Annotated in this window: 22 protein-coding genes; 8 read left to right on the forward strand and 14 right to left on the reverse strand. The window is 73.2% G+C overall.

The genetic code is table 11. The features are described 5' to 3' along the window. Positions 1-30 precede the first annotated feature (30 nt). Complete coding sequence (locus HD595_RS03050; RefSeq protein WP_253765454.1) at positions 31-492, reverse strand: RDD family protein; 462 nt, start codon at positions 490-492, stop codon at positions 31-33. A gap of 163 nt (positions 493-655) precedes the next feature. Between HD595_RS03050 and glnA the strand changes: the two genes are divergently transcribed. Beyond that, positions 656-2,080 (forward strand): type I glutamate--ammonia ligase, encoded by a 1,425-nt coding sequence (gene glnA, locus HD595_RS03055; RefSeq protein ID WP_253765455.1) that lies wholly within the window; start codon positions 656-658, stop codon positions 2,078-2,080. A gap of 24 nt (positions 2,081-2,104) precedes the next feature. On the opposite strand, the gene HD595_RS03060 is transcribed toward glnA, so the two are convergent. After that, the gene (locus HD595_RS03060) at positions 2,105-4,996 is read right to left on the reverse strand and encodes an AAA family ATPase (RefSeq protein ID WP_253765456.1); all 2,892 of its coding nucleotides are present in this window, start codon (positions 4,994-4,996) and stop codon (positions 2,105-2,107) included. Positions 4,997-5,009: 13 nt separating this feature from the next. Further along, positions 5,010-8,867: a CHAT domain-containing protein gene (locus HD595_RS03065; RefSeq protein ID WP_253765457.1), complete on the reverse strand. Its 3,858-nt coding sequence runs from the start codon at positions 8,865-8,867 to the stop codon at positions 5,010-5,012. A gap of 137 nt (positions 8,868-9,004) precedes the next feature. Here HD595_RS03065 and HD595_RS03070 point away from each other — a divergent pair, with 137 nt between their 5' ends. Together HD595_RS03070 and HD595_RS03075 are read left to right on the forward strand one after the other, a co-directional pair. Then, on the forward strand, positions 9,005-9,370 hold the full coding sequence (locus HD595_RS03070; protein ID WP_253765458.1) for a calponin homology domain-containing protein: 366 nt from the start codon (positions 9,005-9,007) through the stop codon (positions 9,368-9,370). Next, positions 9,367-10,260 (forward strand): hypothetical protein, encoded by an 894-nt coding sequence (locus tag HD595_RS03075; RefSeq protein WP_253765459.1) that lies wholly within the window; start codon positions 9,367-9,369, stop codon positions 10,258-10,260. The genes HD595_RS03070 and HD595_RS03075 overlap by 4 nt, the downstream gene beginning before the upstream one ends. Positions 10,261-10,279: 19 nt before the next feature. Here the strand turns inward: HD595_RS03075 and HD595_RS03080 are convergent, their stop codons facing one another. Both HD595_RS03080 and HD595_RS03085 read right to left on the reverse strand, forming a co-directional pair. Next, the gene (locus HD595_RS03080) at positions 10,280-11,152 is read right to left on the reverse strand and encodes an NmrA family NAD(P)-binding protein (protein WP_253765460.1); all 873 of its coding nucleotides are present in this window, start codon (positions 11,150-11,152) and stop codon (positions 10,280-10,282) included. Between the two features lie 95 nt (positions 11,153-11,247). Then, positions 11,248-12,162, reverse strand: a complete 915-nt coding sequence (locus HD595_RS03085; RefSeq protein ID WP_253765461.1) for an aminoglycoside phosphotransferase family protein — start codon at positions 12,160-12,162, stop codon at positions 11,248-11,250. A 110-nt stretch (positions 12,163-12,272) separates the two neighbouring features. Between HD595_RS03085 and HD595_RS03090 the strand changes: the two genes are divergently transcribed. Continuing rightward, positions 12,273-13,232 (forward strand): IS481 family transposase, encoded by a 960-nt coding sequence (locus HD595_RS03090; RefSeq protein ID WP_253765462.1) that lies wholly within the window; start codon positions 12,273-12,275, stop codon positions 13,230-13,232. Here HD595_RS03090 and HD595_RS03095 read toward each other — a convergent pair. Together HD595_RS03095 and HD595_RS03100 are read right to left on the reverse strand one after the other, a co-directional pair. Further along, a complete protein-coding gene (locus HD595_RS03095; protein ID WP_253765463.1) occupies positions 13,229-14,248 on the reverse strand; it encodes a hypothetical protein in 1,020 nt (339 codons plus the stop codon). The genes HD595_RS03090 and HD595_RS03095 overlap by 4 nt on opposite strands. A gap of 67 nt (positions 14,249-14,315) precedes the next feature. Further along, positions 14,316-17,330 (reverse strand): bifunctional [glutamine synthetase] adenylyltransferase/[glutamine synthetase]-adenylyl-L-tyrosine phosphorylase, encoded by a 3,015-nt coding sequence (locus tag HD595_RS03100; protein WP_253765464.1) that lies wholly within the window; start codon positions 17,328-17,330, stop codon positions 14,316-14,318. 80 nt (positions 17,331-17,410) lie between these two features. Between HD595_RS03100 and HD595_RS03105 the strand changes: the two genes are divergently transcribed. Further along, the gene (locus tag HD595_RS03105; RefSeq protein WP_253765465.1) at positions 17,411-17,983 is read left to right on the forward strand and encodes an HXXEE domain-containing protein; all 573 of its coding nucleotides are present in this window, start codon (positions 17,411-17,413) and stop codon (positions 17,981-17,983) included. Between the two features lie 32 nt (positions 17,984-18,015). Here HD595_RS03105 and HD595_RS03110 read toward each other — a convergent pair whose 3' ends face one another. Next, positions 18,016-18,690, reverse strand: a complete 675-nt coding sequence (locus HD595_RS03110; protein ID WP_253765466.1) for a type 1 glutamine amidotransferase — start codon at positions 18,688-18,690, stop codon at positions 18,016-18,018. Between the two features lie 111 nt (positions 18,691-18,801). Here HD595_RS03110 and HD595_RS03115 point away from each other — a divergent pair, with 111 nt between their 5' ends. Continuing rightward, positions 18,802-19,647, forward strand: coding sequence for an alpha/beta hydrolase (locus HD595_RS03115; RefSeq protein ID WP_253765467.1), 846 nt, complete (start codon positions 18,802-18,804; stop codon positions 19,645-19,647). Positions 19,648-19,726: 79 nt separating this feature from the next. Here HD595_RS03115 and HD595_RS03120 read toward each other — a convergent pair whose 3' ends face one another. Further along, entirely contained in the window at positions 19,727-20,440 is a 714-nt protein-coding gene (locus HD595_RS03120; protein WP_253765468.1) for a PaaI family thioesterase, read from the reverse strand. A gap of 538 nt (positions 20,441-20,978) precedes the next feature. Here HD595_RS03120 and HD595_RS03125 point away from each other — a divergent pair. After that, complete coding sequence (locus HD595_RS03125; RefSeq protein ID WP_253765469.1) at positions 20,979-21,617, forward strand: hypothetical protein; 639 nt, start codon at positions 20,979-20,981, stop codon at positions 21,615-21,617. Here the strand turns inward: HD595_RS03125 and HD595_RS03130 are convergent. From HD595_RS03130 to HD595_RS03150, 5 genes are all read right to left on the reverse strand, one after another. Beyond that, positions 21,538-22,896, reverse strand: a complete 1,359-nt coding sequence (locus HD595_RS03130) for a YncE family protein (protein WP_253765470.1) — start codon at positions 22,894-22,896, stop codon at positions 21,538-21,540. The two genes, HD595_RS03125 and HD595_RS03130, sit on opposite strands and share 80 nt — an antisense overlap. A gap of 161 nt (positions 22,897-23,057) precedes the next feature. Continuing rightward, the gene (locus tag HD595_RS03135; protein ID WP_253765471.1) at positions 23,058-23,570 is read right to left on the reverse strand and encodes a GNAT family N-acetyltransferase; all 513 of its coding nucleotides are present in this window, start codon (positions 23,568-23,570) and stop codon (positions 23,058-23,060) included. Positions 23,571-23,628: 58 nt separating this feature from the next. Then, positions 23,629-23,820, reverse strand: a complete 192-nt coding sequence (locus tag HD595_RS03140) for a hypothetical protein (RefSeq protein WP_253765472.1) — start codon at positions 23,818-23,820, stop codon at positions 23,629-23,631. Positions 23,821-23,832: 12 nt separating this feature from the next. Then, complete coding sequence (locus tag HD595_RS03145) at positions 23,833-24,633, reverse strand: DUF2785 domain-containing protein (protein ID WP_253765473.1); 801 nt, start codon at positions 24,631-24,633, stop codon at positions 23,833-23,835. A 102-nt stretch (positions 24,634-24,735) separates the two neighbouring features. Next, positions 24,736-25,617: a hypothetical protein gene (locus HD595_RS03150; protein ID WP_253765474.1), complete on the reverse strand. Its 882-nt coding sequence runs from the start codon at positions 25,615-25,617 to the stop codon at positions 24,736-24,738. A 178-nt stretch (positions 25,618-25,795) separates the two neighbouring features. On the opposite strand from HD595_RS03150, the gene HD595_RS03155 reads away from it, so the two are divergent. After that, on the forward strand, positions 25,796-26,413 hold the full coding sequence (locus HD595_RS03155) for a histidine phosphatase family protein (RefSeq protein WP_253765475.1): 618 nt from the start codon (positions 25,796-25,798) through the stop codon (positions 26,411-26,413).

A 26,413-nucleotide genomic window follows, 5' to 3' on the forward strand; every position in this document is an offset into this window, starting at 1 on the left:
ACCGGGTACGTTTTTCGCGAGAAGGACGGGCTACATGCGGACGACCACGGTGTTCGACACCCGGTCGTGCACCCCCCGGTGGTCACGATCGAAGATCAGCGCCGGCACGGCGAGCGCGAGCAGCGCGGTGCGCACCACCACGGGCAGCAGCCGCGGGTCGCCGCCGTCCATGGCGGCCACCCTGATGCCGGCCAGCCGGTGCCCGAACGTCTGCCCCATGAAGGCCACCAGCACGAGGTACTGCGCCGCGAACACCACCACCGGCACCCACGGCGACTCGGCGGGATTGATCCGGAGCAGCAGTTGCGTGATCGCCCAGGTGCAGATCATCCAGTCGATGACCAGCGCCGCGATGCGCCGGCCCCACCTGGCGACCGACCCGCTGCCCTCCTCCGGCAGGCCCAGCCGCTCGCCCGGATAGCCGAGATCGACGCCCGCCGCCCTTACACCGCCCAGCCAGGTCTGCGTCCAGCGGGGCTCGTTGCCGCTCATGCCCTCAACGGTATCCGGCCGGGGGCCCGGTCGCTCACCCGGAGCGGCGCCCGCGCCCCCCGGCCGGCCTCGCTGCTTAACACATGCGAAACAATCGGGACACCGTTCGGAAACGGCCGCGACCTAGCGTCGGCAGATAGTCAGTCCCCAGGGAGGTTCGAGAGTGTTCAGCTCCGCCGACGACGTCCTGAAGTTCATCAGCGACGAAGGGGTGCAGTTCGTCGATGTCAGGTTCACCGACCTGCCGGGGACGACGCACCACTTCACCTTCCCGGTCGAGAACTTCGACGCCAGGGTCTTCACCGACGGGCTCATGTTCGACGGCTCGTCCATCCGCGGCTTCCAGGCCATCCACGAGTCGGACATGCTGCTGCTGCCGGACCCGTCCAGCGCCGTGCTCGACCCGTTCCGCCAGCACAAGACGCTCAACCTGAACTTCTTCGTGCACGACCCGCTGACGGGCGAGGCCTACAGCCGCGACCCGCGCAACGTCGCCCGCAAGGCGGAGGAGTACCTCAAGGGCACCGGCATCGCCGACACGGTCTACTTCGGCCCCGAGGCGGAGTTCTACATCTTCGACGACGTCCGCTTCGAGACGCGGCAGAACGCCGGCTACTACTACATCGACTCCATCGAGGGCGCCTGGAACACCGGCAAGGCCACCGAGGGCGGCAACCTCGGCTACAAGCCGCGCTACAAGGGCGGCTACTTCCCGGTCCCGCCGATGGACCACTTCACCGACCTGCGCTCCGAGATGGTCCGCAACCTCATCGAGTGCGGCATCGACGTCGAGATGCAGCACCACGAGGTGGGCACCGCCGGCCAGGCCGAGATCGACTTCAAGTTCGGCACGCTGCTGAAGACGGCCGACAACCTCATGCTCTACAAGTACGTGATCAAGAGCACGGCCCTGGAGTTCGGCCACACGGTCACGTTCATGCCCAAGCCGATCTTCGGCGACAACGGCTCCGGCATGCACTGCCACCAGTCGCTGTGGAAGGACGGCTCGCCGCTGTTCTACGACGAGGTCGGCTACGCGGGGCTGTCCGACACCGCCCGCTACTACATCGGCGGCCTGCTCCGGCACGCGCCGTCGCTGCTGGCCTTCACCAACCCGACGGTCAACTCCTACCACCGTCTGGTGCCCGGCTACGAGGCCCCGGTCAACCTGGTCTACAGCCAGCGCAACCGCTCCGCCTGCGTCCGCATCCCGATCACCGGCTCCAACCCGAAGGCCAAGCGCATCGAGTTCCGGGTGCCCGACCCGTCGTGCAACCCGTACTTCGCGTTCTCGGCCATGCTGATGGCCGGCCTCGACGGCATCCGCAACAAGATCGAGCCGCCGGAGCCGGTCGACAAGGACCTCTACGAGCTCCCGCCGGAGGAGGCCCGCCAGGTGCCCCAGGTGCCGGGCTCCCTGCCCGAGGTGCTCGCGGCCCTGGAGGCCGACCACGACTACCTGCTGGAGGGCGGCGTGTTCACGCCCGACCTCATCGAGACCTGGGTGTCGTACAAGCGGGAGAACGAGGTCGACCCGATCCGCCTGCGGCCCCACCCGCACGAGTTCGAGCTGTACTACGACGTCTAGAAGCGGCTGTCGCGAAGCGATCCGCTAGCCGAGGTCGCGCAGGAGGGCGTTCTCCAGGTGCACGGAGACGTCGGCCAGTCGCCAGCCCTCCTGCTCGGCGCGGCGGGCCAGGTCTTCGTGCAGCTCGGCGCGCACCGGGATGATCTGGCCCCGTGAGTCGAGAATGGGCTGGTACTTGCGGCGGATCTCGTGGTCGTGGCGGCGGATGAAGGCGAGCAGCCCTTCATGGTCATGCGCCAGGTCGGTGACCGCCAGCACCGCCCTGTCCCTGAGCCAGGCGGGCATCGGGTAGTGCGCCCCGGCCTTCTCGACCACGCGCGCGGGATCGGTGGGGCCGGCGTCCTCCTGGGGCGGCGCGAAGCTTCCGGCCAGCACGAGCATCAGCCGGTCGGTGGGGAAACCGCCTGGCAGGGGACGGCCCTCGACCAGAGGTCTGACGACACTCGTCAGCGCGCGCCGCGGGTGCCGGGCGAGCAGGACGTCGAGGGCGTCGACCAGGATCACGCCTCGGTGGATCGTCGCCGGCCTGCCCGAGGAGCGGGAGACCAGCTCCTCGACGAGCTCCGTCACCCACCACGGCTGCCCGGCGGCCTCGCCGGCCGCCTCCGCGTCCGGCCCGGTCAGCGCGCTCGCGTCCAGCACCGCCCACGGCACGTCCCAGACCTCGGCCAGCGCCTCGACCAGGGCGGTGCGCTGGCCCGTGCGCGGGTCGACCAGGACGACGCACCGGCGGTCCGCCCCGCCGGCGGGTGAGCCGTAGTGCCTGCTGCTGGCCACCGCCAGGGCCTCCCTGGCACGGACGGCTCCCGGCAGGAGGCCCGCGAGCTTCCGCGAGACCTGGTGCGGGGTCAGCGCCCGGCCGCCGGCCGACGGCGAGACCAGGGCCGCCGAGTTCAACCCCCTGCCCACCAGCTCGGCGTCGATGATCAGCGCCGGCTCGCCGGGCTTCGCGCGCTCGAACATCGTGGCCGCCAGCGCGTTCTCCATGACGCCGCGCAGCCCGCGCGCCCCGACGCCGCGCAGGAGCGCCTCGCCGGCGATCCGCTCGACACCGTCCTGGGTGAAGACCGTGCCCTTCCTGCCCTGGAGGGCCAGCAGTTCCGCGTACTCGTGGGTCAGGCCGTTGTGCTCGTTCTGCAGGATTCTGACCAGTTCGGCGTGGTCGAGCGGAAGCGTGGCCGTTATCACCGGGAACCGGCCCACCAGCTCGGGCAGGAAACCGTACTCGATGACGTCCTCAGGCAGGATGTGGTCCATGAGCGCGGCCCGGTCGCCCAGGGCGTCCTGAGGCAGGCTGAGCCTGCGCGCCACGTGCTCGGCGAGGCCGTTGAAGGCGCCGAGGCACACGAACAGCACGTTCTTGGTGTCGAACTGGTAGAAGTCGAGATTGCCCGACAGTTCCGAGTCACCCTTGGGGACGTCCACCACCGACCCCTCGACGAGCTTGAGCAGCTCCTGCTGCACAGCCCCGCTGGAGGCCCTGCTGCGCTCTCCGTGTCCGAGGGCAAGCTTGTCGAACTCGTCGACGCAGACGATGCCGTACTCCGCCCTGCGCAGGTTGAAGGAGCTGGCGATCAGCAGCCGGTAGAGCATCTTCTCCACCGTCATCCCGCCGTAGCCGGTGCTGCTCAGCACGGTGGCGTTGGCGATGACGAACGGCACGTCGAGGAAGCGGGCTATCGTCTCGACCAGCATCGTCTTGCCTGTGCCGGTCGGGCCGAGCATCATCACGTTGGCCTTGCGGATGGCCACGGGCGGCGCCTCGAACCTGTTGGCCATCGTCAGCCGCAGGTAGTGGTTGCTGACCGCGACGGCCAGCCGCTCCTTGGCGGTGCGCTGGCCCTCGATCCTGCTGTCCAGGTGCCGCACGATGTCGGGCGGGTCACGCAGGTCCACGCGGGGCAGGATGCGCGTCTTGGCGTCGATGAAGTCGTCCAGCGTCAGTCGCGTGGCCGACCGGGCGCCCGCGGCGTCGGCCGCCCAGTGCACGAGCTGCCGCAGCTCCGCGCCGGTGAACCCGGCGACCCCGGCGGCGATGGCCCGGATGTCCACCCCGGCGACGAGATCGTGCTCCTTCAGCAGCAGCCGCAGGATGTCGGCGCGTTGCTCCTCGTCCGGCAGCTCCAGGTCGATGCGCAGAGCGAAGCGGGTCGGCGCGAACAGCGCCCGGTCGATCACCCGGGGCCTGCTGGTGGCCGCGATGACGTAGACCCGGCCGTTGGCGTCGAGATCGTCCATGGCGGTCATCAGCTGCGCCATCGTGCGGTGGGCCTCGGCGTCACCGCCGGCGCCGACGCTGGGCCCGCTGCTGCGCTCCGCGGCGATCAGGTCGATCTGGTCGATGAAGACGACGACCGGCTTGCTGCCGGCGCTCCTGCGCGCCTCGACGAACGCCTGCCGCATCCGGCTGGAGCCCATGCCGATGAGGATCTCGTGGAACTCGGCCCCCGAGTAGGTGTACAGGGAGGCGTTCGCCTCACCGGCGATGGCCCGCGCGAGAGCGGTCTTGCCGCACCCGGACGGCCCGGCGATCAGAACCGCCCGCGGCACGTCGCCTCCCAGCATGCCGGACGGCTTGCGCAGCCAGGCGACGACCGGTTCGAGCTCCTTCTTCACCTCGTCGAGCCCGCCGAGCCGGGCGAAGCGTTCGTCCGGCTGCTCCGCCGACCGGCCGAGGCTCTGCACCTGCTGGGGCTGGTTGGCGGCGATCTGCCGCAGGCCACCCGCCAGCATCCTGATCGCCAGCCCGACGAAGATCAGCGGGAGGCTCACGGCCAGGACCAGCGCCCACGGCACGCCGATGAGCCAGGTGGCCGCCGTCTTGATCCACGGTCCCAGGTTGCGCCATTCGCCGCTGAACACCAGGTAGAACGCGATCGCGAGGGACGGCACCGCCAGCGGCCTCAGGTACTTCACAGCGTCTCCCCGCTCAGGGTCCGGTATGGGTGAACAGCGCCCAGACGAGCGGGGCGTAGGGCATGCGGTCCCGCAGCTCCAGGACCGCCTCGTGCAGCGCCACGGCGGTGCCGGCCGCGTCCATGCCGCCCCGGCCGTCGCCCAGCCGCCGGTAGACCTGCGCCGCGACGTGGGGAGCCGTACTGTCCTCGAGCTGCCATTGAGCGCCGATCACGTGGCGGTATCCCGCCAGGTGCACGGCGGACGACAGCGTGATGGCCTCGTCGGAGAGCCGTTCGTCGCCACGCGAGGTGTCGCAGCCGGACAGGAACGCCAGCCGCGCGTGGTCGGACAGGTCGAGCACCGCCAGGTCGCGGACCGTCAGCGGCCCGTCCTGGAGGGCCAGCCAGGCGTGGAACGGGCTGGCCGTGTCCTGGGCGCCGTGGCAGGCGAAGTGCACCCAGGGGCTGGCCCGCAGCACGGTGACCACGGCCTCGCGGGTGGCGCTCGTCCCTCGCAGCGTGCGGGCGCTGGGGAAGCACTCGCGGAAGATCTCCTCCTCGCGGGCCGCGCCCGGCAGGTCGGCCGCGCCCGGCGTCGTGGGCATGGACACGACCAGCGGCTGGCCGCCGGGCCGCGAGACGGGCGGCGGAAGCGAGCGGACGTGCGCCAGCGCCCGCACGGTGGGGGTGTACGAGGACACCACCCGGTCCAGCACCGTACGCGGTCGCGGGTCATGCCGCGTGCGGTGGTCCCCGGAGGCGTGCAGCGGGAGGAAGACCGCCAGCCCGGTCGGGCACCACCAGACCCGCCGCGCGCCGGGCAGCCGGTCGAGCACCGGCTCCGTGACGGCGTCCCAGACCCAGCGGAGGGTGTCCTGGACGGTCTGCCTGGCCGTCAGCCGGTCGTCGAACTCACGCGCGCCCCCGCCGAGCGCCTCGATCGCCTCGGTGAAGCCCGTCACCCGGTCCTCGACCGCCTGCGCGGACAGGTCCGGCAGCGGCACGACCGTGACCTCCCCGTCGGCGACGACGAGGGCGTCGCAGCGGTAGCGGCTGACGTTGATGACGACCACGGGGCCGTCGGAGGCGGCCGCGGCCAGCCGGGTGAAGTCCATCGACCGGTGGAAGTTCTCGAACCCCGGCTGCTGGCGGATCTCGGCCACCAACGCGGCGTGCCGCCTGGCCGCCGCGTGTCGTCGGTCCATGTCGGCGGACTGGTCGTCGAGATCGGCGTAGACCTCCGTGAGGCGGCCGGCCAGCTCGGGCAGCTCCCGGGCCAGCCGGTCGCGGTCGGCTCTGGCGTCGAGCGCCTGCGCCAGCAGGACTCCCCGGCCCTGCTCCAGCAGCTCGATCGCGAGGCGCGCGTCGCCGGTCTCCAGCGCGCAGGCGGCCGCGTCGCCGGCGGCCCCCTGGAATCGCGCGAGCAGCCGTTCCTGGTCACCGCGGCTCAGGCCGCGCCAGGCCATGACCTCCAGCAGCCCCACCATGACCCCGAATCCCTGGACGGCCAGCGCGAAGTCACCCTGGCCCGCGGCGAGGCGCCCCCACAGTCTGGCGGCGCCCGCGCGCGAGCCCGCCGGGGCCGCCTCGATGACCGCGGCCTCGCGCAACGCCTCGATCGCCTCGGCCCGCAGCCGCTCCGCCTCGCCCGGCTCGTCGTCGGCCCAGCGGTCGAGGAGCAGGGCCAGCTCGTTGAGCACGCTGGCCCGGCGCGGCTGTTCAGGGGTCATCAGGTCCAGGGTCTCGCGCAGGAGGCGCACCGCCTTGTCGTACGAGGCGGGCTCCCCCGTGACCTTGGCACGCAATGACAGGCCGACGCCCAGCGCGGAGAGCCACATGGGGTATTCGGCGTGCGTGACCGGCCCGGCCGCGACCGCGCCCTGCAGCATGTCGACGGCGTCGTCGAGATCGTCGATCACATGGGCGGGCCTGGGGCCGTCCCGCACCTCGTGGACGAGCCCCGCCAGCGCGTCGGCGTCGGCCGGCAGGGAGATCTCACCGCGTGCCAGGCCCTGGATCAGGTGGGTGATCTTCCGCTCCCGCTCGGTCACCAACGCGGCCTCAGCCTGCGCGATCAGCGCCAGCCCGAGGCTGGCCATCATGCCCGCCCGGCTCACGTGCGTGTCGCCGAGCCTGGCCAGGCCGGTGCGCAGCAGCTCGACCGCGTCGCCGGGCGCCGCCGCCCGGTCGTGGACCATGAGCGCGTTGGCCAGGTTCCGCGTGGCCAGGCCGCCGACCGGCGTCTCCTGGGGGACGGAGGCGACGGACTCACGCAGGACCAGCCGTGCCTCCTCCAGCGCGGCCATGTCGTCGTACTGGACGTACCGCTGGACCAGGGCGCTGCCGAGGTTGGACAGGTAGGTGCCGCGCAGGGTGTGCTCGTGCGGCGTCAGCCGGATGCACGCGCGCAGCGCCTCGATCGCGTCGTCCAGATCCTTCTCCAGCCCGAGGTCCTCGAACCGCGCGATCAGGGAGCCGCCGAGGTTGGCGCGGTAGAGGGCGGCGTCGTAGTGGTGGTCGGGGGTGGCCCGCACCGCCTCCCGATGCGCCTCGATCGCGCCGTCGATGTCCTCCCGGCGGCGCCAGCGCTCGTAGGCGTGGTGCAGGGCGGTGCCGAGGCCGGTGAGGGCCATGCCGCGGTTGGCGTGGTCGGGCGGCGTCAGCGCCACCCCCTCCCTGTACAGCCGCAGGCACTCGGTCAGGTGCTCCTCGCGCCCCGTGATCTCGTAGGCGATCGAGGAGGTGTTGGCGAGGTTGGCCAAGAACAGGCCGCGCTCCGGGTCGCCCTCGGGTAACCGCTCGATGCCCGCCTCCAGCAGGTCCTGGGTCGCCCTGAGGTCGGCGGTGGTGCCGGTCGTCTGCATCCTTCGCCCCATCGCGGTGCCCAGAGCGGACAACAGCTCGCCGTACGCGGGATGCCCGCCGGGCAGTTCCGCCAGGGTCGCGCGCATGGCCGTGATGACCTCGTCGAGGAGCGTGAGCCGGCCTGACGTCATCGCGACGATCGAGGCGTAGTAGGCGATGTGCACCAGGTGTTCGGTCCGGAGGGCGTGCTCCTCCGGCAGCAGCGTCATCTGCTCGCGGAAGTGGGCGACGAGCCGGTCCACGGTGACGACCCGCTCCGAGAAGTCGATGCCGTGGTCGAGCACCCAGCCGAGCGCCCCCCTGATGCTGCGCCGGTCGATCTCGGCCGCGGTCGGGAAGCGCTGCCGCACGACCTCCAGCAGCTCGCGCAGGTGCCGGTCGCGCTCGGGCAGGTCCGCTCGCTGCACGAGCAGCGTGGCCAGCTTGACCACCCGCGACAGGTAGTAGGCGTGGTGGGGGCTGGTCTCCCGCACCAGCCGGGTCAGGATCGCGTGGGTCTCGTCCTGGTACTCCCTGAGCCGCTCCGGGTGCAGCTCGGCCTGCATCTCCAGCGCCAGGACCAGGTTGACCGTCGCCGAGTCGCGCAGCTCGGGATCCAGCCCCGGGCTCTCGCACACCTCGCGGAGCAGGGCGACGGCCTCGTCCAGCACGGCGCGGTTCTCCGCCGCCGTGCTCCGGTCCGGCCGGTGCAGCTGGTAGATGTTCAGCAGCGCCGTGGCCCGGCTCAGCCCGGCCGCCACACCGGCATCGGTGCCCTCGGCCAGCCCTGCGGCGCTGCGGTGGACGGCGAGCGCCTCCGCGATGTCCTCGATCCGCCCGACGTGGTCGAACCTCATCGACAGCCCGTCGCCGAGCGCCGACAGCCAATCCGCCCGCTCGGGATGGCTGTCGGGCACCCGCTCCAGCGCGTCCCTGAGCGTCTCCAGCGCCTCGTCGAGCTGCCGAAGATCATGTGTCGACGGGTACTCGCGGATGTTCCACGCCGCTTGTCGGGCGGCGCGCACGGCTCGGCGTCGTCGAAGCATCCGCATCCTCCCCCCATGGGGCCGGCAGAACCGTTCTCATCGCGTTGGAGCACCCTCCTGCGGTTCGTTTCCGGGGATGGGTGTGTTACCGCCCCTTCGCCTTGCCGCCCCTCGCGGCGGGTGGTAGACACCAAGCCATGGCAGACCTGCCGGACGACGGCCGCGCCTTGGCGGCTCTGTGCGAGAGCCTCCCCCGGCTGGTCCGCATGGCGGCGGCCGAGGGGTGGTCGGCGGAGCTCGACGAGGCCCGGCGCGCGGTGCGCCACGGCGAGCGACGCCCCAAGGAGGTCGTCGACGAGCTGAGCCGGATGCTCGGCCTGGACGTCCTGGCCCGCGGCAAGCCGGTCATCCCCGACCTTCCATCGGCGGGGCACCTCCCGCCACCTCCGGGCGGATACCGCTGCCCGGAGAGCCGCTGCCCGCGCGACGCCCGGTCCGAGCCCGGCGGCGCTGTCCCGACCTGCGACGTCTATGAGCTGCCGCTGAAATACTCGCCGGGATGACGGGGTTCCTGTCGAGCCTCGGGCAGAAGCTCGCCGAGCGATGGCTGGCCGTGCTCGTCCTGCCCGGCGCGCTCTTCGAAGGTGTGCTCTGGCTCGCCGCCGTGCTCGGTCACCGGCGCCCCTGGGACCTCCCGTTCCTGGCCGACCGGGCCGGCGCCCAGACCAGGGCCCTGGACGGCAAGCCCGTCGCGCAGGCCCTGCTGCTCGTCGCCCTCCTGTTGGGCGCGTTCGGGGCTGGGCTGGGCGCCAACGCGCTCGCGGGGCCGGTCGTGCGCTGCTGGTTCATGCGGGGTCCACGGTGGCTGGCCCGGCCCCTGGTCGAGCGGCGCAGGCAGCGCTGGGACGCCGCGCACCGGGACTTCGACACGGCGACGGCGGGCCGGAACGAGAGCGCCGCGGACTTCCAGCGCCGCCGGGGCGAACTGGCCGCGCGGCGCAACGCCATCGCCCTGGCCCGCCCGTTCCGGCCGACCTGGATGGGCGACCAGATGGATGCCGTCGTCACCCGCGTCCACAACCGCTACGGCATCGACCTCGACGCCGCCTGGCCGCGCCTGTGGCTCGTCGTCCCCGATCACGTGCGCACCGCGATCGGCGACGCCCGCGCCGCCCTGTCCGGCGCCGCGACCACGGCGGCATGGGGCGTGCTGTACCTGGGCACAGCGGCGATCACCCTGTGGTGGCCGGCGGCGCTGATCGGCGCGGTGACGATCGCGGTCGGCCACCGCAGAGGACGGGCGGCGACGGGGACGCTGGCCCAGGTGTGCGAGGCCACCGTGGACCTCTACGGGGCGGAACTGGCCAAGGCCCTCAACGTCCCGCTCGCCGACGGCCAGGTGACCCGGCCGGCCGGCTTCACCATCACCGAGCTCCTCCGCAAGGGCGCGTGAAGCCGGTGGGAGCGCTCCGTCAGCCCTTGAGGACCTGCTCCCAGTCGACGCTCCCGGCCCAGTCGGCGTACGTGTGCCAGCGCACCGACGGGTAGGCGGCGCGCAGGGCGGCCGTGTCGACGAAGTCGGTGTTGCGCTCGAAGGCGTCGAACATCTCCGCCACCTCCTCCCCCGCCCACTGCCGGACCATGTCGAGGGGCAGCCTCCGGTACGGGATCTCGCGGCCGATCGCCTCGCCGAGGATCCGGGCGGCCTCCTCGCCCGTGACGCGGTCGGAGGCGAGGTCGACGCGCCTGCCGACCATCTCGGCGGGGTTCTCGACGGCGTGGACGGCCAGGGCGGCGATGTCGGCGACCGCCACCTGGTCCAGCTCCTTGCCGGGCGACAGCGGGCTGGACAGGACTCCCTCGGCGAGGCCGCTGAAGCCGAGGTTGAGGGCGTTCTCCATGAAGTAGACGGGGCCGAGGACCGTCGCGGGCACCTGCCGTTCGCGCAGGTACGCCTCGACGAGCTGCTTGCTGTCGGCGTGGTCGACGTTGGTGGCCTCCAGGCGGTCGCCGCCGCGTACGGAGGAGTAGATGAGGTGGGCCCCGGCGCGCTCGGCGGCGTCCACGAGGCGCCGGCCCTGGGCGACCTCCTCCTCCTTGCCGCCGGCGCCGAACGGCACGGACAGGCCGAAGACGGCGTCCACGCCGGTCGCCGCCCCCTGGAGCGCCCCGGCGTCGGCCAGATCGCCCGGGGCGAGCCGCGCGCCGGCGGCGGACAGCGCCCGGGCGGCGGGCGACTCCTCCGAACGGACGTAGGCCACCACCTCGTGCCCGTGGTCCAGGAGCAGGCGGGCGACGGCGCCGCCCTGCTTGCCGGTGGCGCCGATGACGAGAACCTTGCTCATGACGGTCTCCTGTAATCATGTAATCCGGGAAGAGGCGCGCGCTGCGGGAGCGGGCCCGGGCACGATTCTGTGACCTCAACCACAGTTGAGGTCAATCACGGGCGATCGTCGTCCGGCCGGTACGGGGCCAGGCCGGCCTCCACGGCGGAGGCGTCGCCCTCCCGCAGGCCGTACACGGCCTCCTGGAGCGCGAACGTGGCCGCGTAGGCGTCCGCGCGGGCGGCGAGGCCGGGGAACGCCTCGGCCAGCCGCGCCCGGGTGGCGGGACCGACCGAGACCGACAGGGCGGCGAGGTCCACCGCGGGATCGCCGGGGCCGGCGGCCTCCCAGTCGAGCACACCCGCCACCCGGGCCGCGCCAGGGGCGCCCGCGATCAGGACGTTGGCGCCGCCGAGGTCCCCGTGGACGAAACCGGCGGGCGCCGACTCTGCCGTCCGCAGCGCCCGCGTGGCGTCGGCCAGGGCCCGGCGGCCCTGCCCCGGCGCCAGGAGCGGCACCACGAGCCGCCGCACGTCGTCGGCCAGCTCGCGCCACTCCTCCCGCCACACGTCGTCAGCCGGCGCGCGCCACTCCCCCCGCCACACGTCGTCAGCCGGCGTCCGCCGCTCCTCTCGCCACACGTCGTCGGCCGGCTCGCCCCGCTCCTCCCGCCGGTCGGGCCCGGCGGCGCGGCCGAGCGGGACCGAGGCGAGCCGCTCCAGCAGGCCGGTCAGCGCGGCGGGGTCCGGCTCCCGCCCCGGCGCCAGCGGCTCCCCGTGGACGAGCCGCATGACCAGGCAGTCGTCGCGCACCTCCACCACCTCGGGCGCCGGGACGCCGTGCGCGCGCACCAGCCTCATCCGCTCGGCCAGCGACGCGAGGGCGCCGGCGCCGGCCGGGCGGCGCGGGAAGCGCCACGCCAGGCCGGTCGCGTCGTCCAGCACCACGTCCGCGGACTCCCCCGCGCGAAGCCGCAGGCTCTCCGCCGGGCTGCCGACCGTGCGGGCGTACCGGTCCAGGGGCGAGATCACGCACCGAGGCTAGCTGTATTGACCACGAGCGTTGTTAACAGTGGGGTCTTGATCAAAGGAGAGGCCTCCGGTGTGGTGTAGGTGTCGAATCTTCACCGCGCGGAGGCCTCGTGTCCCACCGTAACGCCCGGCTGACCATTCATGGCCGGCGTCTGCTCGTTGAACGCGTCCTGTCCGGCAGGCCGGTCGCGCATGTGGCCGCTGAAATGGGCATCTCCCGGCCCACCGCCCACAAATGGATACGTCGATGGCGCGAACAGGGCGAGGCGGGCCTGCACGACCGTCCCAGCCGGCCCCACACCACGCCGCACCGCACCCCCGCCCACATGGAGCGTCAGGTATGCCGGCTGCGTACCAGCCGTAAGCTCGGTCCGGCCCGTATCGGGCCCATCCTCGGGCTGGCGACCTCCACCGTGCATCGGATCCTCACCAGACATCGCCTGCACCGGCTGGCATGGCTGGACCGGCCCACCGGCCAGCTGATCCGCCGCTACGAACGCGATCGCCCCGGCGAGCTCGTGCACGTGGACGTCAAGAAGATCGGCCGCATCCCCGACGGCGGCGGCTGGCGCATCCACGGCCGCGACCAACGCAGCCACCACCCCAGCCGCACCGTCGGCTACGACTACATCCACTCGGCCGTCGACGACCACACCCGCATCGCCTACAGCGAGATCCACCCTGACGAGAAGGCCACCACCTGCGCCGCCTTCCTACGCCGCGCCACCACCTACTTCGCCGGCCTGGGCATCCCCACGATCGAACGCGTGCTGACCGACAACGCCCTGGCCTACCGCCGCAGCACCACCTGGCGCCAAGCCCTGGCCGACATCGGAGCGACCGGCAAACGCACCCGCGCCTACCGGCCCCAGACCAACGGCAAGGTCGAACGCTTCAACCGCACCCTGCTGGAGGAATGGGCCTACATCCGCCCCTACGCCAGCAACGACGAACGCACCGCCGCTCTGCAAGACTTCCTGCACACCTACAATCACCACCGCTGCCACACCGCTCTCGGAGGCCGACCCCCGATCACTCGCGTCAACAACGCTGCGGGTCAATACAGCTAGCGGCGCGAGCGGATGCCGGTGAGGCGGCGCAGCACGTCCCACCAGAACGGCGCGCCGAACAGCAGCGCCACGTACGTCATGAGGTAGCCGGGCCAGTGGCTGAGCGTGGTGAGCCGGTCCCACCAGGTGGCGCCGTTCCAGTGGACGGCCGGGTCGCCGTCCTCGGGGATCGACAGGCTCACGAGAGCGTGGTCGAAGACCTTGACCAGGGCGGGCTGGCTGAGGGTGTCGGTGATGCAGGGCACCGGGTTGGCGTTCTCGCAGCGGGCCTTGAGCTCGCCGTAGGCGTCGGGCCCGGACTCGGCCACGGCCGTCACGGAGGCGCGGAAGGCGTTGTCGCGCAGCAGCGTCTTGGCGTACTCCAGCCCGTCCATGGTGAACACCAGCGTCACCACCAGGCCGAGCGCGGCCACGACCCACTTGACGTAGCGCCGGTACAGCATCGACAGGCGCTGCATCTCGCCGTCGAACCACGTCTCGACCCCGGCCCGGAAGCGTTCCATGTCGCGCTGCGCGCTCTCCCACACACCCAGGAGGTGGCCGTGCAGGGGGCTGCCCATGGCCTTGAGCTTGGCCAGCAGCCCCTCGACGCCGCCGTCCTCGGCCGCCGCGAGCTCCATCATCGCGGTGGCGAACCGGCCCGGCGGCAGGTTGGCGATGCTGGTGCGGCCCTGCTTGGGGTGGTCGATCTCGCGGACCCGCTGGTAGAGGAGGTTGATCATGGCGTCCTCGGCCTTGGTCTCCTTGGCGGGCAGCTCGCCGGCCTCGGGCGGCGCGGGCTGGTCGCTGTGCCGGGGGCGCGGGTCCCGGGTGAACGGCAGCACGGCGAACACCTCGCGCACGCTGGCGGGCAGCCAGCTCCTGCCCTCCTGGTCGCTGCCGTCCATGGTGTCGCGCAGGTACGCCCACAGGAACTTGCTGCGGATGGCGAGCAGCCGGACGAACGCCTCGTTCAGCCCGCTGACGAGCAGCGACAGCAGCAGGAACGACAGCACGAGACCTAAGGCCAGATCCACGTAAAGCGACAGCAAAGTGATCACCCCGCGCCTTGCATACACCCGCGCGGGCGGGGGGCGCAACGGCTCAGGAGCCGTAGAAGACGCGTTCCACGACCTGGCGGGCACGGCGGGTGACGCGGCGGTAGTCGTCGAGGAAGTCCTCGGAGCCGTCGGGCGGGTAGCCGAGTGTGCGGGCCAGCCGCATCCGCTCGCGGGCGTCGGCGGGCACGCTGTCGCCGGGCCGCCCCTTGACCAGCATGATCGCGTCACGGATGCGGGAGGCGCACTGCCACGCCTCGGCCAGCACCTCCTCGTCGGAGGCCCGCAGCAGCCCCTCGGCGACGGCCGCGCGCAGCGCCTCCAGGGTGCGGGTGGTGCGCAGCGACGGGACCACCCCGGCGTGGCGGAGCTGGAGGAGCTGCGCCACCCACTCGACGTCGGACAGGCCGCCGGGGCCGAGCTTGGTGTGCAGCGCGGGGTCGGCGCCGCGCGGCAGCCGCTCGGCCTCCATGCGGGCCTTCAGGCGCCGGATCTCGCGTACGGACTCCTCGCGCAGGCCGCCGGCCGGGTAGCGCAGCTCGTCGGCCATCGCGCGGAACTCCTCGCCCAGCGCGGCGTCGCCGGCGGAGAAGCGGGCCCGCAGCAGCGCCTGCGCCTCCCACGGCGACGACCAGCGCGCGTAGTAGGCCCGGTAGGAGGCGAGGGTGCGCACCAGCGGGCCCTGCCGGCCCTCGGGCCGCAGGTCGGGGTCGATGAGCAGCGGCGGGTCGGGCGCGGGCAGGCTGAGCAGGCGGCGCAGCTCGTTGGCGACGGCGAACGCGGCCTCGCCGGCCTCCCGCTCGTCCGCCCCGGGGTGCGGGTCGTGGACGAACATGACGTCGGCGTCGCTGGCGTACGACGACTCCATGCCGCCGAGCCGGCCCATGGCGATGAGGGCGAAGCGGGTGGGCGGCGGGGCGCCTCGCGCCGCGCTCAGCTTGGCGATCGCGGCGTCCAGCGCGGCCTGGAGCGTCACGTCGTTGAGCGTGGACAGCGCCACCCCGACCTGCTCGATCCCGGCCAGCCCGAACAGGTCGGCGACGGCCGTGCGGAACAGCTCCCTGCGCCGCAGCGCCCGCACGGCGGCCACGGCGCCGGCCGGGTCGGCGGCGTGCCGGGTCACCGCGGCGGACGCCTCCGCCCGCAGCGCCTCGGCGGAGCGCAGCGCGAGGTCGGCGTCGGAGCCGAGCAGCGCCACGGCGTCGGGGGCGTGCATGAGCAGCCCGGTGGCGTAGCGGCTGGCGCCGAGCACGCGGGCCATGCGGGCGGCCACGGCGGTCTCGTCGCGCAGCAGCCGCAGGTACCACGGCGTGGCCCCGAGCTTGTCGCTGACCTGCCGGAAGCCGAGCAGCCCGGCGTCGGGGTCGGGCGTGTCGGCGAACCAGCCGAGCATGACCGGCAGCAGGGTGCGCTGGATGGCCGCGCGCCGCGACACGCCGGAGGTGAGGGCGGCGATGTGGCGCAGCGCGCCGTCGGGGTCGACGTAGCCGAGGGCGCGCAGCCGCGCGGCCGCCGCCGCGGTCGACAGCCGGGTCTCGGTGTCGGGCAGCCGGGCGACGGCCTGGAGCAGCGGCCGGTAGAACAGCTTCTCGTGCAGCCGCCTGGCCTCGCGCGCGTGGCGGCGCCAGCGGGCGGTGAACTCCCCCACCGGGTCGGCCTGCATGCCGAGCGCGCGGCCCAGGCGGCGCAGGGCGGCGGGGTCGGTGGGCAGCACGTGGGTGCGCCGCATCCGGTGGAGCTGGAGCAGGTGCTCGACCTGGCGCAGGAACGTGTACGCCTCGGCCAGGCCGCGCGAGTCGTCGCGGCCGACGTACCCGCCCCGCGACAGCGCGGCGAGCGCCGGGAGCGTGGCGCGGCGGCGCAGCAGCGGGTCGAGCCGGCCGTGGACGAGCTGGAGGAGCTGCACCGCGAACTCGATGTCGCGCAGCCCGCCCGGGCCCAGCTTGATCTGCCGCTCACCCTCGGCGCGCACGTGCTCCTCGACGCGGCGGCGCATCGCCTGCACGTCCTCGACGAAGCGGTCGCGGGTGGCGGCCGACCAGACCAGCTCGTTGACCGCCTCGACGTAGGCGGCGCCGAGCTCCAGGTCGCCGGCGATCGGACGGGCCTTGAGCAGCGCCTGGAACTCCCACGTCTTGGCCCACCGGCCGTAGTAGGCGAGGTGGCTGGCCAGGGTGCGCACCAGCGGCCCGTTGCGGCCCTCGGGGCGCAGCCCGGCGTCCACCTCCCACAGCGCGCCCTCGGGCGTGGCGGCCGAGCAGACCCGCATCATGGCCTGGGCCAGCCGGGTCGCGGCGCGCAGCGCCTTGGTCTCGTCGGCGCCCTCGCGCGGCTCGGCCACGAAGATCACGTCTACGTCGCTGATGTAGTTGAGCTCGCGGGCGCCGGCCTTGCCCATGCCGATGACCGCGAGCCGTACGTCGTCGGCCTCGACCTGGGTGCGGGCGACGGCCAGGGCCGCCTCCAGGGCAGCGCCGGCGAGGTCGGACAGTTCGGCGGTCACCTCGCTGAGCGAGGCGCGGCCGGTGAGGTCGCGGGCGGCCAGGCCCAGCAGCCGCCCCCGATAGGCGACGCGCAGCGCGACCATGGGGTCACCCGTCGTCGCGGCCGAGCCGGCGCGGGCCGCAGGATCGTCCGGACGCGCGGGTGAACCGGGCTCTGACGGCTGCTGGGCGGAGCCGGCGCGGGGCAGCGGGTCGGCGGGGTCGGCGGCCACGGCGCGCAGCAGGTCGTCGCGGGGGTCACCCGGATCGGCTGCCAGCAGGTGGAGGTGGCCGGGGTGGCGGACGAGGTGGTCGCCCAGGGCGGCGCTCACGCCGAGCACGGCCAGGGCGCGCTCGCGCAGCCGCTCGTCGGCCTTCAGCGCGCCGATCGCCTGGGGGGCGCGCTCGGCCAGCCGGGTGAGCGACAGCAGCGCCAGGTCGGGGTCGGCGACTTCGACCAGCCCGTCGAGCAGGTCGTCCAGCTCGCCGCCGGACTGCTCGACGAGCCGCGCGGCGGTCGCCCCGTCGGCGAACCCGAGCTTGGCGAGCCTGGCGGCGGTGGACTCGATCCTCGGCACCCCTCCATCTTGACAGGCCGTCCGGCGACCGGCGTAGAGTGCAACGCAACGTTGCGTTGCATTTGAAGGAGGGAGCCGGCATGGAGGAATCGACGGAGACCCGGCGCACGGGCACGGGCGGGGTCCCGGCGGCCGTGACGTGGGGGCTGCTGGCCGCCTGGGCGCTGCACGACGCCGAGGAGCTCGTCACGATGCCCGGATGGGCGGGGCGGGCGCGCCCCCGGCTCGAACGGCGCCTGCCCGGCGTCCCGTGGGAGCGGCTGGACGTGTCGCGGGCGCACGCGACCGTGGCGATCGGCCTCATGGGCGGGGCCGTGGCGGCGCTGTCGGCCGCGGGGGCGCGCACGGGCGGGCGGAGCCCGGTGTTCCAGGCGGCGCTGGCGGCGTTCGGGCTGCACGGGGTCGGGCACCTCGCGCAGGCGGCGCTCACCGGCGGCTACACGCCGGGCGTGGTGACCTCGCCGCTCGTCGTCATCCCGTTCACCGTGTGGGCGCGGCGGCGGCTGCGCGCGGCGGGGGTGGAGGCTCCGCGCGGGGCCGCGTTCACCTTGGGCGCGGTGGCAGCCGTCCCGCTGCTGCTGGCGGGCGTCCACGCGGCGGCCCACGCCCTCACCGGGCCCCGGCGCCGCTCAGCCCGTGACCGCTGGTACTGAGTCACCGCCGCCGCCACCGTACGGCGTGCGGCTCAGCCGCCCCTGACGACGGACGCGAACGCCTCCGCCACGGGACGCCAGGTGGACACCAGCTTGTCCTCGGCCGCCCGGACCGCTCTGACCAGCTCCTCCGCCCGCTCCAGGGTGGAGGACGCGGCCCACGACGCGAAGATGCCGGGCGTGGCCTCAGGATGGAACTGCACGGCCCAGGCGCTCTCCCCCAGCCGGTACGCCTGGTTCGGGTAGGGGGCGCCGGTCATCAGCGGCACCGCGCCCTCCGGCAGCCGCGCCATCATGTCCTGGTGGTACTGGACCGCCACCGCCGTGCCGATCCCCGACAGCAGCCGGTCGGAGGCGGCCTCGGGCAGCGCGCTCACCTCGCACAGCCCCACCTCCAGCCCGTCGCCGCCCCGCTCGACGACGCCGCCGCAGGCCATCGTCATGAGCTGGGCCCCGAGGCAGATCCCGAGCGTGGGCGTCCCGTCGAGAACGGAGCGGCGCAACAGCTCGCGGGTCGCGGGCAGCCAGGGGCAGCGCTCGTCCTCCCACGCGGCGGCCTCGCCGCCGAGCACGACGAGCCCGTCGGCCGCCCGCTCGGGCACCTCCTCGCCCCGGTACGGCCGGACGACGTCACAGACCGGACCGAACCAGCCGGCCAGGTACCCGAGCCCGGCCTCGGCCTCGTGCTCGATCACGGTGATGCGCATGCCGGGTAATTTATCCGGAACATCCGCATTCCGTCTCCCCCGCGGCGTCCGGCCGGAGGGAGCCGGTGCGCCCCTGTCCCCGGCCCCGGGGATGTCTCTAGGATCCGGTCCATGAGGGTGGACGAGGTCGGCGGGCTGCGCATCGCCGTGTTCGGGGACGGACCGCGCGTGATCATCGCGGTCCACGGGATATCGGCGTCGCTCATGGCATGGGCGGCGGTGGGACGGCGGCTGCCGGAGGGCTGGTCCATGGTGGCGATGGACCTGCGCGGCCGGGGGCACAGCGCCGGGCTGCCTGGGCCTTACGGGCTGCCGCGGCACGCCGAGGACGTGCTGCGCGTGGCCGACCACGTCGGCGCCGACGACGGCGCGGTGCTCACCGGGCACTCGATGGGCGCCTACGTGGCGGCCCTGGCGGCGGCCCGGCGCTCGTTCGCCCGGGTCGTGCTGGTGGACGGCGGCCTGCCGCTGCCGCTTCCGCCGGGCACCGACCCGGACACGGCGCTGGCGGCCACGCTCGGGCCCGCGCTGGCCCGTCTGTCCCGGACGTTCGCCACGCCCGACGACTACGTCGCCTTCTTCCGCGCCCACCCGGCCTTCGCGCGCTCCTGGAACGACGACGTCGAGGCGTACGTCCGCTACGACCTCACCGGGCCGCCGGGCGCGCTGCGCTCCCGCGCCGTCGAGGACGCCGTCCGGGAGGACGGCCGCTGGCTGCTGACCGGGGCCGAGGAGCTCGGGGCCGCGCTGGCGTCGATCGAGGCGCCGCTGCGCGTCCTGCGGGCCCCGCGCGGGCTGCTCGACCAGGAGGTCGGCATGCTGCCGGACGAGCTGGCCGCCGCCTGGACGGCCCGGCTGCCGCACCTGGAGGACGAGGTGGTGCCGGACTGCAACCACTACACGATCCTGTTCGAGGAGCGCTGCGCGTCGCTGGTCGCCGCCCGCCTCACCGGCTGAGCCCCGAGGGCCGGAACGCGAACGGCCCCGGAACCGCGCGGGTTCCGGGGCCGCCGGACTTCTCGGCGTCCTGGCGAGGCTAGCGCGGGGTGATCCAGGTGGCGCGGGCCGCGGCGACCAGCGTGCCGTCCACCTCGTAGACGGCGCTCTCGCCGAACAGCTTGCGCCCCTCGCGGCCGGTGGCGCGGGCCACGGCGGAGTAGGCGCCGCCCGGGTAGACGCGGCGGTGGATCTGCAGGGTCAGGCGGCCCAGCAGCGCCGACTCGCCGGGCTGGAAGTGCGCCCAGCCGGTGATGCAGTCGAGGACCGCGCCCACGATCGAACCGGGCACGCCGTCGGCGTCGGCCACCGTGTGCGGCACCCGCCAGCCGGCCGCCACCACGTCCTTGCCCTCGACCGGGCCGGGGAAGACGCGCAGGCCGTCACCGGGCTCGCGCAGGCCGCAGGCGAAGCACTCGGGGAAGGCGTGCCCCTTCCACCCGGCGAAGCCGGCCTCGGCGCGGGCGGCGTCCTTGAACGGGACGAACTCGGGGGCGTCGAGGTCCTGCGCCACGGGGATGGCCTCGACGAGCAGCCGGTCGCCGTCGGAGAGGGTGACGGTGTTGGCGACGTGCTCCAGCCGGAGCTCGGTCTCCAGCGGGGTGGGGGCGTGCAGCGTGACTTCGACGGCTGATCGGTTGTCGTTGAACGCGTCCGCCATGGTCCCGGCTATCCAGCCGCCGTTGGCGGCTCCGGCCGGTCCGCGGAAACGCGCGGGAACGGTCAACACGGTCTGCAGGGCAGCCGTCGTCATGCCTCACCCTCCCATATCGCTTCAACAGCGAAAAATCCGGAATTGTATATAAAGCAGGCCGATATTACCGGAGATCCGGACGGCCCGTACCAGGGGGGTGGCCGCCGATCAGCCCGCGTCAGGACATAACACTCCAGACCCAACGAAACCTTCCCGCCCCATGCGCACCGGCAGGGCGGCGGGGCCGCGCGGCGCCGCACGCGAGAGGATCCGAGGGTGGCGGATCAGCCGTACCCGTAAGATACGGGCGCTAAATTGCACGCATGTGACTTCAGCGTAAGAAGTGACGCTGATCACTCCGCGAAGTCCCCTCACGTCAGGTGCGGCCCCCGCGGGAACGCCGTCACGTTCAGGGGCGTGAGAGGGGGGACGGCGTCCTGTCTCGGGCGCGAGAGGCGGGGGGCTGTGTCGTTCACGGGCGTGGAAGGCAGGGGCGGCGTACTGTCACGGGTGTGACCATGCCGGCCGGGCGGCCGGAGGGCGCGCCTCGTCACGGCCTCGGAAGCCGAGCGGGCGAACGGCCTCGGAAGGGGAGCGGATGAACGGCCTCGGCCCCCGCGCGGTCCTCGTGCCGGACCTGGGCGACGACCTGGCGGTCGCGATCGGCGCGCTGGAGCGGCTGTTCCTCGCGCTGCGGGCCGCCGAGGAGGACGGGGCGGCCCTGGCGCCTCCCCTGGCGGGCGGCGCCGCGCTCGCGGCGCTGCGGCGGCTCTGGCGCGCGGTGGCGCCGACCCAGGGACGTCAGGGGCCGCCTCCGGCCGGGCGGCTGTACGCGCACGGCGGCCGGCCCGAACTCGTCCCGCTGCGCCTGGTGGACGTCGACCCGGTGGACGTGGCGACCCTGTCGGCCGCCGCGGCGGCGCTCGGCCGCGGCGCGAACGGCGCGGGACCGGTGCGGCGGGCGCTGGAGGAGAGCGGCGGCGACCCGCCGGGCACGGACCTCGTCGTCGCGGCGGCGGGCTTCAGCGGGCTGCTCGACCTGGCCGACACGGGTGAGTCCATCGTGCTGCGCGAACGGCTGGCGGCGGCCGGGCCGGGCGTGGACGTCGTGCTCAGCCCCGTGCAGGAGAGCGCCTACCGGGCGACCGTGGAGCGGCTCACCGCGATGTGGCCCACCCGCCGGCCCGGCCCGCCACCGCCTTCCGGAGGGGGCCGCCGGTCCCCCGCGGGGTCCTGACGGAGCCGCGACCGACGGGCGGCGGCGGGGGGCCGAGCACGTCGGCCGCCATCGCCGGCCCCGCCTCCACCTGTCCGGACTCGCCCGCCCTTCCGGGCTTGCCCGGCTTGCCGGGCCGGGGCTTTCCCGGTGGAAGATGCGCATGGGACCTGATGAGCCGGCCCACCGCGATGTTCTGCGTGTTCGCCTCCTCCAGGCCGGTGCCGACGTCGATGGTGGCGGTGACGCTCCTGTGCGCGGTGTCGATCACCACCACGGCGTCGCTCTTGCCGGTGGTGGTCGTGACGTAGGCGGTCCTGCCGTCGTGGCTGAGCGCCACCCCGATCGGCCTGCGGTAGTCGGGGATCGTGATGCCGGCCGTGACGGCGTTGCCTGCTGTGTCGATCACCGTCAGCGCGCTCTCGCCCCTTTCCGAGAGGGTGGCCACGTACGCGCGGGTGCCGTCGTCGGAGACCGCCACCCCCATGGGCGCGCCGCTGACGGGGATGGACCTGAGCAGGCCCCCGGTCGCCGTGTCGATCACCGACACCTGCCCGCTGTCCCAGTAGTTCCCGGTCACGTACGCGCGGTGGAGCAGGGGATGGACGGCGATCGCCCGGGGAGTGGCGGGCAGGGGGATGGTCCGCGCGATGGCGTTGGTCCTGGTGTTGACGACGGTCAGGTTGGGAAAGGTTCCGTCGGCGCCCGGCCCGACGCCCACCAGGGCCCAGCGGCCGGCGTGGTCGACCGCCACCGGTCCCGGATTGCCGGCGATGGGGATGGTGGCGCTGACCGACTCGGTGCGCGCGTCGATCGCCAGGACCTTGTTGTGCGACAGGTCGTAGGTGTCGTAGACGGTGGCGTACACCTGGGCGCCGTCCGGGGTGACCGCCAAGCCCGCGGGGCCGTGGTCGACCTCGATCGCGTCGAGCACGCCGTTGCTGATGGTGCTCATCACCAGGATGGCGTCCTTGCCCTCCCTGGCGAGGTTCGCGACATAGGCGCGGTCACCGTCCGGGTTGAGCGCGATCGCGGCGGGGCAGCCGCCGGCCGGGGTGTGACCGGCGACGGTGTTGGTGGCGGTGTCCAGCCGCGTCACCGCGCCGTCGTCGAAGATGCCGGGGCAGCTGTTGGCGACGTAGGCGATCGTCGGGAACTTCGGCGGCCGGACCGGGGGCGGCGCGGCGGCGGCCGGAGCGGACGGCAGCGGGAGCAGCCCGCAGGCGGCGACGGTCACGGCCATGCCGAGCCTGAGGCCGTACCGCCATCCGTGGGCCACGTTCGTGGTCGGCGAGCGCATGACACGCATTATTCGGCGCGGGTGATCGCCGCACCCGGCGTGCTCCGGACGGGTCCGGTCAACAATGCGTCTGTACGGGAAAAAGTGCCGGGCGGGGCCCCGGGCACGGACCCGCACGGGCGGGAATGGCGCCGCGTTCGGCGGCCAACGCCCGCGGATCGTCACTCGGAGGGGCGCCAGGCGTCGCGCGGCAGGATCATCGTGGTCGACGTCCACCACGCGCCGCCCACCTCGACGCTTCGCGGGTGCTCCTCCCCCTCCCGGAAGCCGAGCCGTTCGTAGATCCTCCTGGCGCGCTCGTTGTGCGCGTAGACCCCCAGCTCGACCCGCTCGACCCGGGGGTCGGCGAAGGCCGCGCCGACCGCCGCCGCGACCATGGCCGCCCCGCGCCCGCGCCCCCGGGCGGAGGGCGCGACCAGCACCATGCCGAGCCGCACCGACCGGCCCCCGGGCTGGGCGCGCAACCCGAAGTGCCCGACCGGGGTCCCGTCGGGGCCGGTGGCGACCATGAGCCGGCGATCGGGGTCGGCGGCGCTCAGGCCGAGCAACTGCCGCCCGTCGAAGGGCCAGGTGAACAAAGTGTTGCCCGACCAGGTCACCAGCGCCTCGGGGCCGTCGATCCACGACGCCACCACGGGGGCGTCGGCGGGTTCGAGCGCGCGCACACTTATCACGGCTCCCAGAGGTACCGCACCGGCGGCGGGAGGGTCAAAGTCGTCCGGCACGGAGGGTTCACATGAGGGGCGCCGCCCCGGGCACGACCAGGTGCGTCACGGCCCGGGGACGGTGGACGGCCGGCACTCTCGCCTGGCCGGTCCGTACGTTCACCGCGTAGACGACCTGGCGGTGGTCCCGCTCGTCGTCGGACACGTGGGCGGCGAGTGTGACCTCGGAGGCGTTCAGCCCCGCGCCGAGGGTGACCACGAGCTATGGGGGTCAGTCGCGGGTGGCGGGATAGGCGGGGAAGGCGAAGTGGAGCCTGCCGGCGATGGCGTCGGTGATGGCCGGGCGGTGAGGGAGGGGCTGGCGATCGGCCATCACGTAGAGGGCGGTGAGCACGTCGAGGACGTTGGCGACCTGGGCCGGCACCGGGCCGGGTCCGCCGGTGGCGAAGAGGCGATCCACGGTGGCCAGCCAGCCGGTCGCCTGGGCCGGCGTCAGCTCCGGGCGGGCGAGGATCCGGATCATGGCCCGGGCCACCCGGTCCCCCTCCATGTGGGCGTAACGGTAGGGAGTGGGCGCCACGACGCGCTCGATGATCACCGTCAGCAACGCGGCCGCCTCGTCGGCGGTGAGCCGCGGCGAGGCGCCGAGGGAGCCGCCCAGGTCGGCACCATGGGCGATGGCGTGCAGCCAGCCGAGGTCGTCGTCCCAGCCCCGCAGGTCGCTCTCGGTGAGCCACCACGCGGTGAAGGCGTCCCGCCAGCGCCGTACGGTGGCCGCGTCCAGCAGACCTGCGGCGGCGTCCCGCTCGACCTCGGCGGCGAGGATCAGCGGTGCGAACGTCCGCGCCTGCACGTCCGCGTGAGAAAGGCGCGCCACCATCGTGCCGCCGAGGGCAGTCAGCCGATCGTCGAGCACACCGCGCCGAATCCAGGTGATCAGCACCTCGTATGCCTGGCCGTCACGGATCGCCGGATCCGCCGCGGCGAGCATGGCGACCAACTCGTCGACCGCCGCGGCCAGGCCCTCCGGTACGGCGAAGTCACCCTTGATCACGGCGTCCCAGTCGGTCATCCGGCAAACATATCGATCCCGGCAGGAAGCGGACCGCCCAGGGACGGTCGGTGAGGTCTCCGCAGGCCATGGCATCGCCCCGCGGGCGATCCCGCTGATCCCCTAGTTCCTGTACGTCTTCGGATCGACCGGACGCCAGTTCTCCGGATTGTCGAGAGGATCGGCCGGGCCGGAGACGTAGAGGGAGTTGTAGGCGGCGGCCTCCAGGGTCGCCGTGACCTTGAACGGCTTCCCGTGGTCGTCGATGGTCTGAGTGACGACCCCCGCATCGGTGAGAACGTCCACGGCGAAGACGAACTCGCAATACCGCGTCCTGCTTCGAGCGGTCATCTGTAGCGTGACATCTTCGCCACGCCTCAGCGACACGGTTCTCTCCTGGAAGAACTCGGCGTACGTCCCATCGCCGTGAGCGAGTTGCGCCTGCGGGTCCGCCTGGTCCAGGTCGAATTCGATGGCTTCGTTCGGAGTGGACCCGACCATGGAACTCAGGAAGAGCATCCCGGCGAGCGGACTCCGGCAACGCGGAACCGCCTTCATCCCGACGACGCGAATCGGCGCGTTCCGATTACCCCGGATCACTACTTTGATGACCGAAGCGTTCGGGTCGACGGCGCCCCGGCGCCGGAACCACTCCGCCTCAGCGGCACTCCACCAGGGGAGCGCGTTCAGCTCGGAAAGGTCGGCGGAGGTCAGCTTCAACCCCTCCGGGAACACCCAGTCGTTCGCCTGCTCGCCCCCGTTCCGCTCCAGACGAACCAGGCTCACCACGAGCGGCGCGCCCTCGTCCTTGGGCTTGGCGTTGTTCGTGACGGCTCGCTCGATTCCCCAGACCAGTACGCCGACCAGCACCGGCGTGGCGACAGCCACCCCCGCCCACTTCGCCATGGGATGCTGCCACCAGCTCGCCGATTCCCGCCCGTCCCCTTTTCTCGGCGCTTTGTTTCTCGGCGCTTTCTTTCTCAGCGCTTTCTTTCTCGGCGTCATCGAACTGGATCCACGTACGGCTCACGGGTCACCTTGATCGGCACAAGTCGACTCTTCCCGACCCACGAAAGACAGATCCCAGGGCCGGCGATACTTTGCGGGAAAGTGACCATGGGTACATGGCCGTTCGCGAGCTCATCCCTCTCCCACCACACCGCCTCGCCAAGGAGGACGCCTCATGCGCTGGCTGGACGTGCGCAGACACAGCTTGACCAAGAAAGGCGCGATGCGCGGCCGGGGATCTCATCTCTCCGCCGACGGCATCGCCCTGGCCCGCTTCATCGGTTCTGGAGCCGGCCCCTACGAGCGCGTCGTCACCAGCTCGTCCCCACGGGCGGTCGAGACCGCCGTCGCGATGGGGTTCGCCGTCGACGACACCACGGAGATGCCGTCGGGCTACGTGTCCGGAGAGATCCCTCGGCATGCGCAGTGGGAGTGGACCGAGCCGTACCAGCAGTTGGCCGGCATCATCCGGAAGGGTCGTGCCGCGGCGGCCGTGGCCGAGACCCACCGCGCGATCTGGGCGGACACGGTGGCCGGCGTCGCGGAGGGCGGGTCGGCGCTGTTGGTCGGGCACGGAGGGGCGATCGAACTGGCGTTGGTGGCGTGTCTGCCGGACGCTCCGCACGACACGTGGGGAACGCCGTTCGCACACTGCGATGGCGTCCGCCTGGGCTTCAGCGAGGGTCGCTTTGTCAGCGTCGAGTTCTGCCGGGCCCCGGTAAGCCTCCCCCAAGGACAGCCGCCCGTGTCAAGCGTGGAGGGGCGTGGCAGGTGTTCGCCACGCCCCTCATGA

This window comes from Nonomuraea roseoviolacea subsp. carminata (assembly GCF_024172185.1).
GTDB lineage: Bacteria > Actinomycetota > Actinomycetes > Streptosporangiales > Streptosporangiaceae > Nonomuraea > Nonomuraea roseoviolacea.